This is a genomic window from Streptomyces blattellae (assembly GCF_009709555.1).
GTDB classification, from domain to species: Bacteria; Actinomycetota; Actinomycetes; order Streptomycetales; family Streptomycetaceae; genus Streptomyces; species Streptomyces blattellae.
In genome coordinates this window covers 1-17,542 of sequence record NZ_WJBG01000251.1, presented here as the reverse complement: position 1 = coordinate 17,542, position 17,542 = coordinate 1, and the positions used below count along the sequence as shown (strand labels likewise).

17 protein-coding genes and 2 pseudogenes are annotated in these 17,542 nt (G+C 69.9%); 9 read left to right on the top strand and 10 right to left on the bottom strand.

What is annotated here, in order from left to right:
• Positions 1 to 240 precede the first annotated feature (240 nt).
• The 5 genes from GFH49_RS37760 to GFH49_RS37740 all read right to left on the bottom strand — a co-directional run bounded on the left by GFH49_RS37760 (position 241) and on the right by GFH49_RS37740 (position 6,710).
• Entirely contained in the window at positions 241 to 2,136 is a 1,896-nt protein-coding gene (locus GFH49_RS37760) for a pectinesterase family protein (protein ID WP_230396725.1), read from the bottom strand.
• Between the two features lie 312 nt (positions 2,137 to 2,448).
• Positions 2,449 to 4,713: an ATP-binding protein gene (locus GFH49_RS37755; protein ID WP_230396724.1), complete on the bottom strand. Its 2,265-nt coding sequence runs from the start codon at positions 4,711 to 4,713 to the stop codon at positions 2,449 to 2,451.
• Between the two features lie 293 nt (positions 4,714 to 5,006).
• Positions 5,007 to 5,531 carry an anthrone oxygenase family protein gene (locus tag GFH49_RS37750; RefSeq protein WP_155060560.1) on the bottom strand — a complete coding sequence of 175 codons (525 nt, stop codon included), beginning with the start codon at positions 5,529 to 5,531 and terminating at the stop codon, positions 5,007 to 5,009.
• A gap of 40 nt (positions 5,532 to 5,571) precedes the next feature.
• A complete protein-coding gene (locus GFH49_RS37745) occupies positions 5,572 to 6,411 on the bottom strand; it encodes an NAD(P)H-binding protein (protein WP_155060559.1) in 840 nt (279 codons plus the stop codon).
• 86 nt (positions 6,412 to 6,497) lie between these two features.
• A complete protein-coding gene (locus GFH49_RS37740) occupies positions 6,498 to 6,710 on the bottom strand; it encodes a hypothetical protein (protein ID WP_155060558.1) in 213 nt (70 codons plus the stop codon).
• 29 nt (positions 6,711 to 6,739) lie between these two features.
• Between GFH49_RS37740 and GFH49_RS37735 the strand changes: the two are divergent.
• Positions 6,740 to 6,925: pseudogene (locus GFH49_RS37735) on the top strand (DUF397 domain-containing protein); the annotation flags it as partial.
• Between the two features lie 34 nt (positions 6,926 to 6,959).
• Here the strand turns inward: GFH49_RS37735 and GFH49_RS37730 are convergent.
• From GFH49_RS37730 to GFH49_RS37720, 3 genes are all read right to left on the bottom strand, one after another.
• Complete coding sequence (locus GFH49_RS37730) at positions 6,960 to 7,331, bottom strand: PIN domain-containing protein (RefSeq protein WP_155060557.1); 372 nt, start codon at positions 7,329 to 7,331, stop codon at positions 6,960 to 6,962.
• Entirely contained in the window at positions 7,328 to 7,591 is a 264-nt protein-coding gene (locus tag GFH49_RS37725; protein WP_155060556.1) for a hypothetical protein, read from the bottom strand. The genes GFH49_RS37730 and GFH49_RS37725 overlap by 4 nt, the downstream gene beginning before the upstream one ends.
• Before the next feature lie 93 nt (positions 7,592 to 7,684).
• The gene (locus GFH49_RS37720) at positions 7,685 to 9,181 is read right to left on the bottom strand and encodes an oligopeptide:H+ symporter (RefSeq protein ID WP_155060555.1); all 1,497 of its coding nucleotides are present in this window, start codon (positions 9,179 to 9,181) and stop codon (positions 7,685 to 7,687) included.
• 446 nt (positions 9,182 to 9,627) lie between these two features.
• On the opposite strand from GFH49_RS37720, the gene GFH49_RS37715 reads away from it, so the two are divergent.
• Positions 9,628 to 10,305 (top strand): response regulator transcription factor, encoded by a 678-nt coding sequence (locus tag GFH49_RS37715; RefSeq protein WP_155060554.1) that lies wholly within the window; start codon positions 9,628 to 9,630, stop codon positions 10,303 to 10,305.
• A gap of 13 nt (positions 10,306 to 10,318) precedes the next feature.
• The gene (locus GFH49_RS37710; RefSeq protein ID WP_155060553.1) at positions 10,319 to 11,590 is read left to right on the top strand and encodes a sensor histidine kinase; all 1,272 of its coding nucleotides are present in this window, start codon (positions 10,319 to 10,321) and stop codon (positions 11,588 to 11,590) included.
• Positions 11,591 to 11,840: 250 nt separating this feature from the next.
• Here the strand turns inward: GFH49_RS37710 and GFH49_RS37705 are convergent, their stop codons facing one another.
• A complete protein-coding gene (locus GFH49_RS37705) occupies positions 11,841 to 12,407 on the bottom strand; it encodes a GtrA family protein (protein ID WP_230396723.1) in 567 nt (188 codons plus the stop codon).
• Between the two features lie 172 nt (positions 12,408 to 12,579).
• Between GFH49_RS37705 and GFH49_RS37700 the strand changes: the two genes are divergently transcribed.
• The 6 genes from GFH49_RS37700 (at position 12,580) to GFH49_RS37675 (ending at position 17,296) form a co-directional block, all read left to right on the top strand.
• Positions 12,580 to 13,719 carry a 5-(carboxyamino)imidazole ribonucleotide synthase gene (locus GFH49_RS37700; RefSeq protein ID WP_155060552.1) on the top strand — a complete coding sequence of 380 codons (1,140 nt, stop codon included), beginning with the start codon at positions 12,580 to 12,582 and terminating at the stop codon, positions 13,717 to 13,719.
• Positions 13,720 to 13,751: 32 nt separating this feature from the next.
• The gene (gene purE, locus GFH49_RS37695) at positions 13,752 to 14,249 is read left to right on the top strand and encodes a 5-(carboxyamino)imidazole ribonucleotide mutase (protein WP_155060580.1); all 498 of its coding nucleotides are present in this window, start codon (positions 13,752 to 13,754) and stop codon (positions 14,247 to 14,249) included.
• Between the two features lie 5 nt (positions 14,250 to 14,254).
• On the top strand, positions 14,255 to 15,433 hold the full coding sequence (locus GFH49_RS37690; protein WP_155060551.1) for a dipeptidase: 1,179 nt from the start codon (positions 14,255 to 14,257) through the stop codon (positions 15,431 to 15,433).
• 80 nt (positions 15,434 to 15,513) lie between these two features.
• A complete protein-coding gene (locus GFH49_RS37685; RefSeq protein WP_155060550.1) occupies positions 15,514 to 15,786 on the top strand; it encodes a type II toxin-antitoxin system Phd/YefM family antitoxin in 273 nt (90 codons plus the stop codon).
• Positions 15,783 to 16,043, top strand: coding sequence for a Txe/YoeB family addiction module toxin (locus GFH49_RS37680; RefSeq protein ID WP_155060549.1), 261 nt, complete (start codon positions 15,783 to 15,785; stop codon positions 16,041 to 16,043). The genes GFH49_RS37685 and GFH49_RS37680 overlap by 4 nt, the downstream gene beginning before the upstream one ends.
• Before the next feature lie 104 nt (positions 16,044 to 16,147).
• On the top strand, positions 16,148 to 17,296 hold the full coding sequence (locus GFH49_RS37675) for a dipeptidase (protein ID WP_155060548.1): 1,149 nt from the start codon (positions 16,148 to 16,150) through the stop codon (positions 17,294 to 17,296).
• Here the strand turns inward: GFH49_RS37675 and GFH49_RS37670 are convergent.
• Positions 17,297 to 17,404 (bottom strand): annotated as a pseudogene (locus tag GFH49_RS37670) (VOC family protein); the annotation flags it as partial. It lies immediately after the preceding gene.
• Between the last annotated feature and the right edge of the window lie 138 nt (positions 17,405 to 17,542).

Here is a 17,542-nt window from a genome sequence, read left to right as displayed (position 1 = left end):
AGGCTCACCAGTCGGATCAGCCAACCGTAGTGATCCTGTGGCGGAGTGTGACGCGCGTGCCCGGCGCCCAGGCGACGTCGGGCACCCTCCCGGTCAGGACCTATGTGCCTGACCGGTCAGCGTCCGGAGGGACGTGCCACGCGGGCCGATGGACTCGTCCATCGGCACCAGGGCACGAAGACGATCGGCCTGCATCTCTGAGCAACACTGGGGATCACCAAGCCAGTCAGAGACGCTGGGTCACCGGACGGGGTCCCACCCGTCGGTGCCGGCCAGATACTTCCGGGCGGTGTATTCAAGGGCCTCGGCGTCGGTCAGCTTCGGCGCGTTCTCGCCGACGCCGGCTCCGAGGCCGGAGTTCTTGTACTCCTTGAACCGGGCCCACTGCCAGGGGTACTCGGGGACCATGTTGGTCCAGGGCTGATCCGCCTTGATGTGGGGGGACACCGTGCTCTCACGGACCACCGCCTGCGGCCAGGCCTCCGGCGCGTTGTGCCACGGCCGGCCGAGGTGCATCGTGTTCATCGGCACGTTGCTGTTCGTTATCTCGCAGTGGGTGACGAGGATCCCGTACTTCTTCCGGTAGTCGGTGTTCGGCGCCAGCATCGTGCCGCCGACGTGGTTGAGCATCACGATCTGGGACCGGTCGATCACCGCGGTCGCGTGACCGAAGATGAAGTCGATCGTGCCTCTGATGTAGCAGTTGACGAAGTACTGCCGGGCCTGGTCCGTGACAGCCGGTCCCTTGACGTACAGGGTGTCCTGAGTGCTGATGATCCGGACGTTGTCGAACACCTGCCGGTCGCCCATGGCGAGCACCGCGACGGCCTGGGTCTCGTACTGGTTGATCTCTGGGTGGGCCGCGGGGTCGAACGTATTGACGATCTCGACGGACCGGACGGTCAGCCTGGCCGGCTTGAAGGAAGCCACGGCACTGCCCTGGGTGCCCCACTTCAAGCCGGTTTCGGGGTTGATCATCCCGTGGCACCTGGTGTTGTAGATGCGCACATCCGAGGCGTTGCCGGTGACGCCCTGGATCGTCAGGTTGGTCCTCGAACTCGGGACGTTGATGACCTCGTGGTAGGTGCCCTCGGAGATCCAGATGGTGTGCGCGCTTCCGTCCGAGGGAGCGGCGTTGATCGCGTCCTGGATGGTCGTATGGTCGCCCAGGCCACTGGGCAGGACGCAGAACGAGTCGACATCCTCTTCGGAGAGACCCTTGCCCCTGAAGTCCTTCGAAGTGTGATGGGCCGTCATCAGTGCCCTCTGCAGGGCGAAGGCCGTGGCGAAGACTATGCCGGGGCCGAGTTCGAGGGGAGCCGCGAGGGCGACGCCGACACCCAGGGCCGTCAAGCCAATTATCGCCGCGCTCATTCTGAACCAGTTCACGTGAAACGTTCTGTCCCGGGCGGTGAGGGTGTACCCCTGACCGAGGCCGAACGCGTTCGCGGTGTTTTCCGCCTGCTCGCGGAACCGGGTAGCTTCAGCGATTGACACGATGAGCTGGAGGATCGCATGTGCCGCGTCCCCGTTTGTCAATCTGTTGGTGATTTGCGGGTTTTCCGCCTCTGCGTAGAGGCGGTGGAGCTGGTTCACGGCGTTGTTGATGCTTTGGACAGAGATCGTCAGGTTCTCGGTGGTGGCTCCGAAAGTAGCCAGGTTGGTGTAGCTTGCCAGCCCTCCGTTCCGCGCTGTGGTGAATCGAGGATCCGTGTACTGCATCGTGGAACCCGGCAACGGGTACGCGGGATCGGTTCCGCTGTCGGACGGCATGGCCGAAGGCTCCAGCGGGTAGAACGGGGCCCAGTCCACGCTGAGGGCGTCACCGCCGTCGAAGCCGGGCCGGAATCCCATGACGTAGAGGTCCGTCCGGTGTATGAACACCCGGACGAAGCGGCCCCCGCCGTCCTCGGGGTAAAGGTCGACGGAGAGGTACGTGCCGGCCGCGGTCACGTCGGTGACGCGGACGGCGGGGGCCGACGGGTCAGGCTGGTGCCGACCGGCCTCCACCGCGTTCCTGAGGAAGTTGATCAGGCCGAAGTAGCCCTTCTTATCGTCCGTGGGCTCACCCGTTATCTTCCATGAGTGGTTCGAGCCGGACGCGGCACTGGCCTTGGGGGCAGTGCCGAGCACCACGCCGCTGGTTGCCAGAAGGCTGACGGCCGTTGCGCTCGCGATGGTGAGAAATGATCTACGGGAGGGGCCAGCAGGCGTGGTACTTGACAACGTGAGTTCCTTCTTGTTGAGCCGTGCGACACACAGGGCCCATGTGACTGGGCCCTGTGTGAGGGGCACGGAAACGGTGACGCCCCGTCGGGCGGGTTCCGGTCACCGACCGCGGGCGGTGTGCGTCGTGCCGAAAGGCTGTGCGCGGACCGCGCCCCCCGGCAATAGGTACTTCTACCTGCTCGGCCCCGCCCCGAGACCAGGTATTTCCACGGGGTTGTCCTACGGGAGCGGTGCCTGGTTACCTGTCCACCAGGAGGCGATCTGGACACGACAGACGAAGTCGAGCTTGCCGAGGATGTTCTGGACGTGGCCGTCGACCGTGCGCGGTGAGCGTCCGAGTGCGGAGGCGATCTGCCGGTTGCTCAGGCCCTCGGCCACCAGCTCGGCCACTTCCCGCTCCCGTGGGGTCAGCGGGCAGGGGGAAGGGACGGGCGCGGGCGGCTCGGCTGTGGTGCGCAGGGCGTAGGCGATGGCGTCGTCGGGGCCGCGGTGGCCGGCGCCCTCCGCGAGCGCCTTCGCGTACGCCGCCGGGCCCAGGGCCCGTACGACGTCCTCCTCGCACCGGTCGTGCTGCTCAGCCAGGTGCGGGCCGAACGTGAAGATGGGGGTGTCGATGTCCCGCCACAGGGCACGCGCGGTACCCAGCAGTCGCCCCGCCCGCCGGTGGTCGCCGCGCGCGGCGGTGACCCAGGCGAGCTGATCCAGCATCAGTGCGACCCTGACGTAGCCGTTGAAGCCCCGCTCCGCCTCCAGCGCGGTCCGGATCAGTGCCGCGGCCTCGTCGAGTTCGCCCCGCCGCCAGGCGTCGTAGCCGAGCGTCCACTGCGCATGCGCGCGGGCCAGCCGCTCGTCATGCGCCTCAGCGATGGCCATGGCCTGCCCGCAGGTCTGTGTGGTGCGTGGATCGCCGAGGTGGGCCTGGGCGGCGGCCATCAGAGTCAGCGAGTAGACCGCCCCGATGATCTCGCCTGTTCCCGTGAGAGCGGCCACGGCTTCGTCCAGCAAGGGCACGGCCTCCTCCAGCCGGCCGCTGAACAACGCCAAAGTGCCACGCAGGCTCTGGACGTGGGCGCACACGACCGGGTCGTCCAGCCTTTCGCCCAGCTCCGCCGCCTCGTCCAGCCACTGGCGAGCCGCCGCGTGATCGCGCTGCATCACGGCCACCCAAGCGGCGGCCCACAGCGCCCTGACCCGGGCCGGGGTGGGTTCGGGTGCGGCGGCGAGTGCCCGGTCGAGCCAGTGGCGTCCCTCACCGAGGAATCCGCCGTCGCACCAGTGGAAGCGCAGCGCGGCGGCCAGCGCCAGAGTGGCCTGCGGGTCGCTGCTCCGGTCCAGCGCCGCGCGCAGATCGGCCTGCTCAGCACGGAGCCGGGCCAGACCTTCCCGCTGGCGGGGGCCGTACCAGCCGTCGGCGATGCCCTCGGCGAAGGCCAGGTAGAAATCGTGGTGCCGTCGCAGTATCCGCTGCTCCTCGCCGGACTCGGCGAGCCGCTCCCGCCCGTACTGGCGGATGCTCTCCAGCAGCCGGTAGCGCGGCAGGCCCTCGCGCTCGGTGGGCAGGACGATGGACTGGACGACCAACTGGTCGAGGAGATCGAGCACCTCGTCCCGGCCGATGCCGTCGCCCGTGCAGACGGCCTCGGCCGCGGACAGGCAGAAGTCGTCGGCGAAGACCGACAGCCGGTTCCACAGCAGCCGCTCGGAGGCGGTGCACAGCTCGTGGCTCCAGTCGATCAGTCCGCGCAGCGTTCGCTGGTGCGGCAGGGCGGCCCGGCTGCCGCTCGTGAGCAGCCCGAAGCGGTCCTCCAGCCGGTTCACCACCTCGTCGACGGTGAGGGTCCGCAGCCGGGACGCGGCCAGTTCGACGGCCAGCGGCAGCCCGTCCAGGTCCTCACACAGCCGGAGGACCTGGGCGCGATTGCCGTCGGTGATCCGGAAATCCGAGCGTAGGGCGGTGGTCCGGTCCCGCAGCAGTTCCAGCGCGTCGTCCGGCGCCAGCGGAGGGACGGTGAAGACGTGCTCGCCGCAGATTCCCAGCGCCCGGCGGCTCGTCGTCAGAATGCGCAGCCCCGGGGAGGCCGACAGCAGTGCCTGTGCCAGCTCGGCGCAGGCGTCGGCGAGATGCTCGCAGTTGTCCAGCACGATCAGCGCACTGCGGTGGGTCAGAAAGGCGGCGAGCTGGTCGATGACCAGTCTGACGCCCAGGTCCGGCACCCCCAGTGCGGCCGCTGTGGCGTTCGCCACCAACGACGGGTCCCGCACCGTCGCCAGATCGACCAGCCACACCCCGTCCATGAAGTCCGCCGCAGACGCGGCGGCCACCTCCAGCGCCAGCCGCGTCTTGCCCACCCCGCCCGCACCTGTGAGCGTCAGCAGCCGCGTCGTCCCCTGACGGCGGCGGACTTCGGCGAGGTCCCGGCCCCTGCCCACAAACGTGGTCAGGGGCGCGGGGAGATTCCCCACACCTGATATCTGGGTGGTCACGTTCCTTCTTGCCTTCCAACGGCTCGCAATCGTCCTGGAATTCCAGGACACCTGTAGGACACCTGTTTTCGGTGCAGCACGCTTCGTTGCGGGCGGTTGGTGCACTGTCCTGTCGCCGTCACCCCCAGCCACCATGATCACGTAACGGACACGGCGGCGCGTATGGCGCCGAACAGTACTCAACGGACTATAAGACATCCCAGGTCGGCCCCGCCCCGGCGACGGCTGTGACCGAGGTCTCGTCCGGGGCGGGCCCGGGCCCTGCGGTTTCGCTGTCGAACTCGGGTGACGGCTCACAACGGAGCGGCGGAGAAGCCGGAACGGTTCGATCCGCGCCGAGCCGCCGCCGGCACCCGCGGCGCCCAGGCCGCCAGGGCGAACGCCGCCAGGCTCACGACGGCCCGCACGCTGTTCCACAGCACCCAGGAGTCCTCGAAGTCGGCCCGGGCCCCGGGCAGGTCGGCCGCGTCGCGTCCGGCGGCCTCCAACTCGTCGTTGAGCGGCACGTTCACGCCGATCGTGATGCCCAGCACCACGACGTACAGCGCCAGTGCCGCCAGGATCCACGGCAGGGCCCGTGTCCCGCGGTGGAGTGCGGCGGCGGTGATCAGGGCGATCAGCGAGCCGCCGAAGGCCAGCATGAACCATGGGTTGAGGATGGCCTTGTTGATCTCCTGCATGGCCACCACGAAGGTACGGTCGTCGGCCTGTCCCAGGCCCGGCATGACCGCGTATCCGAAGGCGGCGAAGAGGCCCGCGCTGAGCCCTGTCAGCACGGTGGCGGTGCACAGCGCGAGACCCCGGCCGTTGAACCGCATGGTGTTCTCCCTTGACTCGGGCGGTCCTGGGCTGTCCTGGCTACTTCCACGCGTCCGCGGCTGCCTGTGCGTACGACGTGAAATCGCGCGGCGCGCGCCCGATCGCACGCTGGACGCCGTCCTGGGGGCGGGCGTTGCGGCCGTCCAGTACCCGGGCGAACAGGTCGACGAACAGCGGCACGTACTCGGCGGGCAGTTGCCGCCCGAGGTACTCGCCGTAGTCCGCCGAGGACACGGGCACGTAGCGCACCTCACGGCCCGCCGCCTCGCTGATCTCGGCGGCGGCCTCCCCGAAGGTCAGCGCCCGCGGACCGGTCAGCTCGTACGTCCGCCCGGCGTGCCCGTCCTCCGTCAGCGCCGCGACCACCACGTCGGCGATGTCCTCGGCGTCCACGAACGGCTCCGGCACCTCGCCGGCGGGCAGCATCAGCTCACCGGCCAGCACCGGTTCCAGCAGGAAGTCCTCGCTGAAGTTCTGCATGAACCACGAGCACGAGACGATCGTCCAGTCCAGCCCGGACTCCCTGACGGCCCGCTCGCCCGGCTCCGTCTGCTCCTCCCCGCGCCCGGAGAGCAGCACCAGCCGCCGCACCCCGCTCCGCGCCGCGGCCTCGGTGAACGCGCGGATGGCGGGCGCGGCCCCGGGGGCCGCCAGGTCCGGGTAGTAGACGAGGTACGCCGCATCCACACCGGCCAGGGCCGCCTCCCACGTCCCGGGGTCGTGCCAGTCGAACGGCACCGCGCCGGAGCGGGAGCCGATGCGGGTCTCGACACCGCGGGCGGCGAGCCGCTCCGCCACCCGGCGGCCGGTCTTGCCGGTGCCGCCGGTGACCAGGGTCAGCTGTCGGTTCTCGTACGTGTCGGTGTCGGTGAAGGCCATGGCACAAATGAACCGCCGGAAAGCTGGACGTTCCATGGCTCAGAAGCTCAACGCCATACGCGAACGTCCACCATCGCGGACGCCACTCACGCGCCGTGATCCAGCCGGTGGTGGGAGCGCATCAGCACGTTCGCGTCGCCCACCGCGCTGTAGTCGAACGCCGCCCGCGCCGCGGCCCGCCGCTCCGCGAGTTCCCGGCAGGTCTCGCAGCCGGCCACGGGCAGGGGCGGGCGGCTGACGTCGTACGACGGCCCCACCGCGGCGTGCGCGTCCGTCCGCCTCTCCCGCGCTTCCCTCAACTCCCGCTCACTCCGGGGCCGCCTGGCGCGAGAGCAGCTACAGCAACACCAGCGGCGGCGACTGCCTCGAAGTCGCCGACACCCTCTCCACCCCCCTCATCCCCGTCCGCGACTCCAAGCACCCGCACCCCCATGGCCCCGCCCTCATCCTCCCGGCCACCGCCTGGTCCGCCTTCGTCGCCGCCGTGCGCCGCGACGAGTTGCCCGGCGCCTGACCGGCGGTACCGCCGGTCAGGCGCCGGGCGCGGTTCACGGTTTGCCGATGTCGACGGCCCACACCCCCGTGCGGTCGTAGGCCTCGGGCGTGGCGGTCATTACCCGTCCTGGGGCGACTCCCATGGCTGCGGCATGCACGGCGTGCGCGTAGCCCCATTCCAGGCCGGCTGTCACAGTCTGCTCGACCGTAGCGGTGCCGGCGAAGTCGAGCGGTAGGAACTCCAGGCCCGGCAGAGCGCCAACATGTGCGGCTGCGCCCGGGAGTTCGAGGCTCGCGGCCACCAGGCACAGTGTCGGCACATGCGCGCGCTGATGGGGATCGTCGACCTCGACGACGGCCAGCCCCGACATCATTCGGTGGCCTCGGCACAGGGCGAGGACTGCCGTGTGGTCCAGGATGATCAACGGCGTTCCCCTACGTGCCCAGCCGCGATTGCCGCACGCCATTCCTGTGCCGCGCGGACGTCGTCTTCGGTGAGGTCCGGGCACAGGTTGGCCCGGACGTAGGCGATCGCTCGGGCGGTGCGCTCTGCACGCTCAGCTGCCGTGGGTGTCGCGGAGACCAGTCCTTCGACGTATGCCCGGGTGCTCATTCCGCGTTCCTCGGCGAGGGTGCGCAGGCGGTCTCTTATCGACTCGCTGATCTTGATGGTGGTGTCAGCCATGCCTCAAGAATACAAGTGAATACCGTGGCCTGCGGGAAAACAGAAGGGCCGCCGCACTTCAAGTGCGCGGCCCTCAGTCGGACAGGTCCCGTCTCAGTTGACGTCGCCCATCAGGTCCCTGACGTTCCGGCGGTACATCCACACCGCGACACCGGCGATGACGGCGAGCGTCGCTTCCAGGGCCACGATGCCCGTCTTGTTGAGGTCGACGCCGGCGATGGAGAGCAGGCCGGTCGTGGCGTCACCGGCGGTGACGGCCAGGAACCACACGCCCATCATCTGGGAGGCGTACTTCGCGGGAGCCATCTTCGTCGTGACCGACAGGCCCACCGGAGAGACCGTCAGCTCACCGACGGTCTGGACGAAGTAGATCGCCGCCAGCCACAGCGCCGCCGCCTTGTGACCGCCCTCGGCGATCGACAGCGGGGCCAGGAAGAGGAAGAAGGACGCGCCGATCAGGAGCAGGCCCGCCGAGAACTTCACCGCGGTGCTCGGCTCCCTGCCGCGCCGGGCCAGCGCCAGCCACAGCCAGGCGAAGACCGGCGCCAGCGCCATGATCATGACCGGGTTGACCGACTGGTACCAGGAGACCGGGAACTCCCAGCCGAAGACGGAATTGTCGGCGGAGGACTCGGCGAACAGCGACAGCGTCGAGCCGCCCTGGTCGTAGATCATCCAGAACACGGCCGCGGCGACGAAGAACCAGATGTACGCGGTCAGCTTCGACTGCTCGGCGCGGTCCAGCTCCTTGTCCCGCTTCATCCTCGTGATGACCATGACCGGGATGATCAGGCCGGCGAGTGTGATCGGGACCAGCAGCCAGTTCAGCGTGTAGACGCCGGACACGCCGACGACGGCGTAGAAGACGATCGCGACGGCGGCCCAGAAGCCGGCCTTGCGCAGCGTCGCCGCCTTCTCCGCAGGCGTCAGCGGCGTCGGTACGGCGTCCGAGCGCGGGCTGAGGTGCCGGCTGCCGAGCAGGAACTGGGCGAGACCCAGGGCCATGCCGAGCGCGGCGAGCGCGAAGCCCAGGTGCCAGTTGACGTTCTCACCGACGGTGCCGATGACCAGCGGGGCGGCGAAGGCGCCGGCGTTGATGCCGATGTAGAAGAGCGTGAACCCACCGTCGCGGCGCGGGTCGTCCGGGCCGTCGTAGAGGTGCCCGACCATCGTCGAGATGTTGGCCTTCAGCAGACCGGAACCGATCGCGACCAGACCGAGGCCCGCGTAGAAGCTGCCGGACCAGGGCAGGGCCAGGGTGAGATGGCCGAGCATGATGACCGCGCCCGCGACGGCGACCGTTTTGCGGGGGCCGAGGACGCGGTCCGCGAACCAGCCGCCCGGGAGGGCGAGCAGGTACACGAGTGACAGGTACACCGAGTAGATCGCGGTCGCGGTGGTCGCACTGAGGTGCAGGCCGCCAGGGGCCACCAGGTACAGCGGGAGCAGGGCCCTCATGCCGTAGTAGGAGAACCGCTCCCACATCTCGGTCATGAAGAGGGTGGCCAGTCCGCGGGGGTGGCCGAAGAAGGTCTGCTCGGAACCGGGGGTGCCCGGCGTGGCCGAGTCCTTCGTCAGGCTGGACGCCATGGTCGATCCTTGCTGGTCGGGACGCGCTCCAAGAGCGATGCGCGCCCGGTGGGGGGCGGCCGGCACGGTGGACGGAGCCCACCGGGATCCACGCCCCCACCGACTGGGGGCCCGGCCACAGGTCATTCCTTTCAGGGCCGGCGAGAGCCGGCCCGCACACAAAAGAGACCTTCAGCGTCACATGCGCGCCAAAGGTCCCCGCCGGTGCTACAGGCGTTGGTTCACCATAAGGCAGGACACCAGCCGATATGAAAGGACTTGAGACACGGATCACAGGTGTCGGCGGAAACTCAAGCATATTTTCGAAGGTCATTACGAGGATCGCACCCTACGGCCATAGGTTCGTACCGACGTTGCGGCGAGGTAAGAATCGCTCCATGGGACGGTAAGGGCCGGGCCTTGCGATCACACCCCGGCTCTTGTCATCCGCGGACTACCATCACCTCATGACCCGTGTACTGCTCGCCGAGGACGACGCGTCCATCTCGGAGCCGCTGGCCCGCGCCCTGCGCAGGGAAGGTTACGAGGTCGAGGTGCGCGAGGACGGCCCCACCGCGCTCGACGCCGGCATCCAGGGCGGCATCGACCTGTGCGTTCTGGACCTGGGCCTGCCCGGCATGGACGGCCTGGAGGTGGCCCGCCGGCTGCGCGCCGAAGGCCACACCGTCCCGATCCTCATCCTGACCGCGCGCGCCGACGAGGTGGACACCGTCGTCGGTCTCGACGCGGGCGCCGACGACTACGTCACCAAGCCGTTCCGGCTCGCCGAACTGCTCGCACGGGTCCGGGCCCTGCTGCGGCGCGGCGCCGCCGAGCCGCAGCAGGCGCCCGCCACGCACGGCGTGCGCATCGACGTCGAGTCGCACCGCGCGTGGATGGGCGACGAGGAACTCCAGCTCACCGCGAAGGAGTTCGACCTGCTGCGGGTTCTCGTGCGGGACGCCGGACGGGTCGTCACCCGCGACCAGCTGATGCGCGAGGTCTGGGACACCACGTGGTGGTCGTCGACCAAGACCCTCGACATGCACATCTCCTGGCTGCGCAAGAAGCTCGGCGACGACGCGGCCAACCCCCGGTACATCGCCACCGTGCGCGGTGTGGGCTTCCGCTTCGAGAAGAGCTGAGTAACAGGGTTCCATGCGTCGCCGACTGATCCAGTCCACGCTCGCCGTGGTGCTCGTCGTGATCGCCGTCTTCGGGGTCTCCCTCGTGATCGTCGAGACCCGGACGATCAGCAGCACCGCGCAGGAGCGGGTGGACTCCGAGGCGATCCGGCTGGCCAGCATCGTGGACAGCCGCCTGATCGCGACGGGGGCGGTCACGGCGGACGTGCTGCGGGAGCAGGTGCCGGCGGATCGCTACGCCGTGATCCGGATCCCGGGCGAACAGCCCATCGAGATCGGCGGCAAGCCGGGCGGGGACACCATCAGTGCCACCCGCAAGGGCGAGCAGGGGGAGACGGTCACCGTCCAGGAACCCCGTTCCGTGGTGACCCGTGAGGTCTGGCGGACGCTGGTGATCATCGCGGCGGTGGCGTTGCTGGCGGTGGTCGCCGCGGTGCTGCTCGCCGTACGGCAGGCCAATCGGCTCGCCTCACCGCTGACCGACCTCGCCGAGACGGCCGAACGGCTCGGCTCCGGGGATCCGCGGCCCCGGCACAAGCGGTACGGCGTCCCGGAGCTGGACCGGGTCGCGGATGTGCTGGACGGATCGGCCGAGCGGATCGCCCGCATGCTGACCGCCGAGCGTCGGCTGGCCGCCGACGCCTCCCATCAGCTCCGCACGCCGCTCACCGCGCTGTCCATGCGGCTGGAGGAGATCACCCTCACCGACGATCCGGACACGGTGAAGGAGGAGGCGACGATTGCCATCGCGCAGGTGGAGCGGCTTACGGATGTCGTCGAGCGGCTGCTGACGAACTCCCGCGACCCTCGCACCGGCTCCGCCGTCACCTTCGATCTCGACGAGGTCATCCAGCAGCAGCTCGCGGAGTGGCGGCCCGCGTACCGGAGTGCGGGGCGGGCGGTCGTCAGCTCGGGCAAGCGGCATCTGCACGCGGTGGGTACGCCGGGGGCGGTGGCGCAGGTGCTGGCCGCGTTGATCGAGAACTCCCTCATGCACGGCGGCGGTACGGTCGCGCTGCGCACGCGGGTCACCGGTAACCAGGCTGTCGTCGAGGTGACGGACGAGGGGCCGGGGGTGCCGGCCGATCTCGGGGCGCGGATCTTCGAGCGGGCGATCAGCGGGCGGAACTCGACCGGGATCGGGCTGGCCGTGGCGCGGGATCTGGCGGAGGCGGACGGGGGGCGGCTGGAGATGCTCCAGGCTGCGCCGCCGGTGTTCGGGCTGTTTCTGTCTCGTACGGCCACGAAGAAGTCGGCGGAGGACGCGGAACCTACGGTTCGGTAGCCGGGGTGGGCGCGGTGCCGGCGTCGGTGTCGGCCGGGGTGGGCGCGGTGCCGGCGTCGGTGTCGGCCGGGGGTGGGTCGCGCGGCCCGGCGCTGCCGGGGTGCCGCCTGCGCCCACCCGTGCCGCCCAGGCGGCACGAATGCCCGCAGCTTGGGCGGGGCCCCAGGCGGCACGAATGCCCGCAGCTTGGGCGGGGCCCCAGGCGGCGCGAATGCCCGCAGGTTGGGCCGTCCGCAGTCTGGCGCTGTGATTACGTGGTGGTGCGGCGGCCCGCTGTCGCCGGGGTGGGGCGTTCCTTGAGGGTCGGACCCGTGTGCCGTTCCGTCAGGAACGATTCCGCGTCGGCGACCGCCTCCCTCGCGGGGAGGGTCTTGAAGACCCAGGTGCGGTAGGACCAGAAGCGGAAGAGGGTGGCTATGCCGATGCCGAGGAACTTGAACACGTTGGACTGGAGGGGGCTGTCCCAGCCGAAGCCGTAGGTGGCGACGTAGAGGATGCCGTTCTCGATGACGAGGCCGACGGCGCTGAAGAGGAGGAACAGGGTCAGTTCCCTGGTGCGGCCGCTCTTGTCGCGGTCGCGGTACGTGAAGTACCGGAACCCTATGTAGTTGAAGGCGATGGCGACGACCGTCGCGATGACGCTCGCCCGCACCACCTGGAGATCGGTGACCTGCCGTACCAGGTTGAACACGAGGAGGTTGACCAGGAGCCCCGCGCCTCCCACCGCACCGAACTTGGCGATCTCACGTACCAGCAGGTCGATGCGCTGCCTCAGCGCTTGCGGGGCCGAATGAAGCCCCGAGGAACCATGTCCCATGGTCGTGCAGGCCCCCATCCGTCGGAATCGTCAACCCGGCCATGCTATCCAGCGCTCCTCCCAAACGCCTGTGCGGCCGGAAATACCCGTGGGAAAGGCAGTGGAAAGCTTTGGAAAGCCCTGGGAAAGGCACGCAAACCGCCCGCGCCGGCGTGACCGATACCCTGGGGTGGTGACATTCCCGGTAGTCGGCATGGTCGGCGGGGGCCAGCTCGCGCGTATGACACACGAGGCAGGCATCCCGCTCGGCATCAGGTTCAAGCTCCTCAGTGACACCCCTCAGGATTCCGCGGCGCAGGTCGTCAGCGATGTCGTCATCGGCGACTACCGCGACCTCGACACGCTGCGCGCCTTCGCACGCGGCTGTGACGTGATCACCTTCGATCACGAGCACGTCCCCACGGAGCATCTGCGGGCCCTCGAAGCGGACGGCGTCCCCGTCCGCCCCGGCCCCGACGCGCTCCAGCACGCCCAGGACAAGGGCGTGATGCGCGCGAAGCTGGACGCGATCGGCGTGCCCTGCCCGCGGCACCGCATCGTGACGGACCCGGCCGATGTCGCCGCGTTCGCCGACGAGGGCGACGGCTTCCCCGTCGTGCTCAAGACCGTCCGCGGCGGCTACGACGGCAAGGGCGTGTGGGTCGTACGGTCCGTGACGGAGGCCGCGGAACCCTTCCGCGCCGGCGTCCCCGTCCTCGCCGAGGAGAAGGTCGACTTCGTACGGGAGCTGGCCGCGTGCGTCGTACGGTCGCCGCACGGGCAGGCCGTCGCGTACCCCGTCGTGGAGTCCCGGCAGGTCGCCGGCGTCTGCGACACGGTCATCGCGCCCGCCCCCGGCCTCGACGCGGAGCCGGCCCTGCGCGCCGAGGAGATGGCGCTGCGCATCGCCAAGGAGCTGGGCGTCGTCGGCCATCTCGCCGTCGAGCTGTTCCAGACCCGCGACGGCCGCATCCTCGTCAACGAACTGGCGATGCGCCCCCACAACTCCGGTCACTGGACCCAGGACGGGGCCATGACGTCCCAGTTCGCCAACCACGTACGGGCCGTTCTCGACCTCCCGCTCGGCGACCCGCGCCCGCGCGCCAGGTGGACGGTCATGGTCAACGTCCTCGGCGGCGACTACCCCGACATGTACTCCGCGTACGTGCACTGCATGGCCCGCGACCCCCAGCTCAAGATCCACATGTACGGCAAGGACGTGAAGCCCGGCCGCAAGGTGGGACACGTCAACACCTACGGCGACGACCTGGACGACGTGCTGGAGCGCGCCCGTCACGCTGCCGGCTATCTGAGAGGCACGATCACCGAATGAGCCCTGTAGTTGGCCCTGTAGTTGGCATCGTCATGGGGTCGGACTCCGACTGGCCCGTCATGGAGGCCGCCGCGCAGGCCCTCGACGAGTTCGAGATCGAGTACGAGGTCGATGTCGTCTCCGCGCACCGGATGCCGCGCGAGATGGTCACGTACGGGGAGCAGGCCGCCGAGCGCGGGCTGAAGGTGATCATCGCCGGCGCGGGGGGCGCCGCCCACCTCCCGGGCATGCTCGCCTCCGTCACCCCCCTCCCGGTCATCGGCGTCCCGGTGCCGCTGAAGTACCTCGACGGCATGGACTCGCTGCTGTCCATCGTGCAGATGCCGGCCGGTGTCCCGGTCGCGACGGTGTCGATCGCCGGCGCGCGCAACGCCGGTCTCCTCGCGGCCCGTGTCCTCGCCGCCCACGACGAGGAACTCCTCGGCCGGATGCGGGAGTTCCAGCAGGAGCTGAACGACCAGGCCACCGAGAAGGGCAAGCGCCTGCGCGGCAAGGTCGAGGGCACGAACGGCTTCGGCTTCGGGACGTGACGGCCGTGAGCTCATCGCAGACAGCCCGGGAACTCCTGCACGAGTTCCCCGTCGTGGACGGGCACAACGACCTGCCCTGGGCACTGCGTGAACAGGTCCGCTACGACCTCGGCGCCCGCGACATCGCCACCTCCCAGAGCGCCCATCTGCACACCGACATCCCGCGCCTGCGCGAGGGCGGCGTCGGTGCGCAGTACTGGTCGGTGTACGTCCGCGCGGACCTGCCCGACCCGGTCCCGGCGACGCTGGAACAGATCGACTGCGTACGGCAGTTGCTGGCCCGCTACCCGAAGGACCTCAGGCCCGCGACGACGGCCGCCGACATGGAGGCGGCGCGCGCGGAGGGCCGTATCGCCTCGCTGATGGGCGCCGAAGGCGGCCACTCCATCGCCAACTCCCTCGCCACGCTACGGGCGTTGTCCGCGCTCGGCGTGCGCTACATGACCCTCACCCACAACGACAACGTGGACTGGGCGGACTCGGCGACGGACGAGCCCGGCGTCGGCGGCCTGACCGCCTTCGGCCGTGCGGTGGTGCGGGAGATGAACCGCGAGGGCATGCTCGTCGACCTCTCGCACGTCGCGGCGACGACCATGCGGGACGCGATGGACGCGACCCTGGCGCCGGTCATCTTCTCCCACTCGTCCGCGCGGGCCGTCTGCGACCACCCGCGCAACATCCCGGACGACGTCCTGGAACGCCTGTCGGGCAACGGCGGCATGGCGATGGTGACCTTCGTGCCGAAGTTCGTGCTCCAGGCGGCCGTGGAGTGGACGGCCGCCGCCGACGAGAACATGCGCGCGCACGGCTTCCACCACCTGGCCACCACCCCCGAGGCGATGAAGGTCCACCGCGCCTTCGAGGAGCGCAGCCCCCGTCCCGTCGCCACGGTGTCCACGGTCGCCGACCACCTCGACCACATGCGCGAGGTCGCCGGCATCGACCACCTCGGCATCGGCGGCGACTACGACGGCACGGCCTTCACCCCCGACGGCCTCAACGACGTCTCCGGCTACCCCAACCTGATCGCGGAACTGCTCGACCGCGGCTGGTCCCGCCCCGACCTGGCCAAGCTGACCTGGCAGAACGCGGTACGAGTGCTGGGCGCCGCGGAGGATGTCTCCCGGGACCTCCAGACGACGCGGGGCCCGTCGAACGCGACGATCGCGGAGCTGGACGGCTGAGCACGAGGTGAAGTCGTACCGGAATGTCGTACCGATGTGGTACCTTGCTTCGGTACCATAGGCCACGGAGGTGACGGCACATGACCATAAGCGCCAGCGAAGCGCGCCGGGATCTGTTCCCCCTGATCAAGCGCGTCAACGACGATCACACCCCTATGCGCATCAGCTCCAAGGGCGGCGACGCCGTCCTCATGTCCGCCGACGACTACGAGTCCTGGCAGGAGACGGTCCACCTGCTGCGTTCTCCGGCGAACGCCCGGCGCCTCATGGAAGCGGTCGCCCGTGACAAGGCGGGCACAGCCGCGGTTCCCAAGACCTTGGAGGAACTGGAAGCCCTGGCGGGTGACGAGTGAGGAGCGTTCATTTCGACCCGGACGGCTGGGAGGACTTCCTGTTCTGGCTCGGCTCGGACCGCAAGATGGCCCGTCGGGTCACCCGCCTGATCGCCGAGATTCAGCGCGACCCGTTCACCGGCGTCGGCAAGCCCGAACCCCTCAAGGGTGACCTGTCGGGCTATTGGTCGCGCCGGATCGATGATGAGCACCGGCTGGTGTACCGGGCCGACGACAAGGAAGTGAAGATCCTCAAGGCCCGCTATCACTACGACTGAGGTGCGCGCCGGGCCCCGAACGCCTCATCCGCCAGGAAACTCCGCGGGCCTCGTGCGACGGTGACCGTATCTCCCCGGGACGATCACGACGTACGGAGCCGGCCATGGCAGACCTCCAGGACGAAGTGCACACGACGACCGACGTCGACGGGGCGGCCGGGCCGTTCGGGGACGAGGCCTGCCGGGCGGACCGGGCCGACCTGGCGGACCTGGCGGAGGCCTTCGTGCCGGTCTCCGACCCGGACACCGAACCCCTGGAGCGCGCTCACGCCATCCTCGCCACGCACCCCGTGGCCGACGGCTACAGCGGGCTCCCGTGGGCGCTGCGGCATCTGCCCTGGTTCGACCTGGAGACCGGTGAGGCCGCCGTCGACACGGACGTGCCGCGGCTGCGGGAGGGGCATGTGGGGGCGCTGTTCTGGTCGCTGCATCTGCCGAAGGGGCTGGACGGTGACCGGGCGGTGGGCGCGACGCTGGAGCAGCTGGATCTGGTGCGGACGGTGGTCCGTACGCACCCCGAGGGACTGCGCCTGGCCTGTACCGCCGGGCAGGCCACGGATGCGCGCCGGTGCGGTCGGATCGCCGTGCTGCTCGGGCCCGCAGGAGCCGCCGCGATCGGTGAGTCGCTGGGCGTCCTGCGCTCTCTCTTCGCCCTCGGCCTGCGTGTCCTCACGCTGTCCGGGGTGTCCTGGGCGAGCGAGGCCGGGCTGACCCGGTTCGGTGAGGAGGTGCTGCGGGAGATGAACCGGCTCGGCGTCCTGGCCGACCTCTCCGGCGCCTCGGGGGAGACCGTCCGCCGTGCCCTCGTGGTCTCCAAGTCCCCTGTACTGTGCACCCGTTCCGCCGCGCACGCCCTGCGCCCGCACCCCGCCAACCTCCCCGACGACCTGCTCGCCGAGCTGGGCGCGGCGAAGGGCCTGTGCATGGTGCCGCTGACCGCCAAGCAGACCGGCCCGACCGTGCACGACGTGGCCGACCACCTCGATCACGTGCGCGCGCTCGCGGGCCCGGAGAGCGTCGGCCTCTCGGGCACCTACGACGTCGGCACCGCGCACCCGCGCGAACTCGCCGACGCCTCCTGCTACCCACGCCTCATCGCCGAACTGCTCGGCCGAGGCTGGACCGAAGCCGATATCACCCTGCTGACCTGGGGAAACGTTCAGCGAGTGCTCCGCAGCGCCGACTTCACGGCCCGCGCCGCACAGCAGCGCCGCGAGCCGTCGACGGCGAAGATCGCCGAGCTGGACGGGTGATCACGCCCCCGGGATCAAGCACAGGCAGAACGGGTGCCCCGCCGGATCCGCGTACACACGCCGGCTCCCCGAGCGGTCGGCGGCGTCCAGCGGCTGCGCACCGGGGGTCGGCACGCCCTGCTCGACTGGAAGGCGAGCGACTGGCCGCCGGGGCCATCAAAGACCGGCGAAGCCACCCGGGATCTCCTGGGAATGGGAAGAGGTCCCCGAGATGTGGCCGAGGTGTGGAGAATAGGGGTGGACGCC

What these genes read in the sequence shown, in the direction of transcription:
- GFH49_RS37750 (WP_155060560.1), bottom strand. Translation starts at nt 5,531, where the DNA reads ATGCGGTTCAACGGCCGGGGTCTCGCGCTGTGCACCGCCACCGTGCTG.
- GFH49_RS37745 (WP_155060559.1), bottom strand. Translation starts at nt 6,411, where the DNA reads ATGGCCTTCACCGACACCGACACGTACGAGAACCGACAGCTGACCCTG.
- GFH49_RS37725 (WP_155060556.1), bottom strand. Translation starts at nt 7,591, where the DNA reads ATGGCTGACACCACCATCAAGATCAGCGAGTCGATAAGAGACCGCCTG.
- GFH49_RS37720 (WP_155060555.1), bottom strand. Translation starts at nt 9,181, where the DNA reads ATGGCGTCCAGCCTGACGAAGGACTCGGCCACGCCGGGCACCCCCGGT.
- GFH49_RS37715 (WP_155060554.1), top strand. Translation starts at nt 9,628, where the DNA reads ATGACCCGTGTACTGCTCGCCGAGGACGACGCGTCCATCTCGGAGCCG.
- GFH49_RS37710 (WP_155060553.1), top strand. Translation starts at nt 10,319, where the DNA reads ATGCGTCGCCGACTGATCCAGTCCACGCTCGCCGTGGTGCTCGTCGTG.
- GFH49_RS37705 (WP_230396723.1), bottom strand. Translation starts at nt 12,407, where the DNA reads ATGGGACATGGTTCCTCGGGGCTTCATTCGGCCCCGCAAGCGCTGAGG.
- purE (WP_155060580.1), top strand. Translation starts at nt 13,752, where the DNA reads ATGGGGTCGGACTCCGACTGGCCCGTCATGGAGGCCGCCGCGCAGGCC.
- GFH49_RS37685 (WP_155060550.1), top strand. Translation starts at nt 15,514, where the DNA reads ATGACCATAAGCGCCAGCGAAGCGCGCCGGGATCTGTTCCCCCTGATC.
- GFH49_RS37675 (WP_155060548.1), top strand. Translation starts at nt 16,148, where the DNA reads ATGGCAGACCTCCAGGACGAAGTGCACACGACGACCGACGTCGACGGG.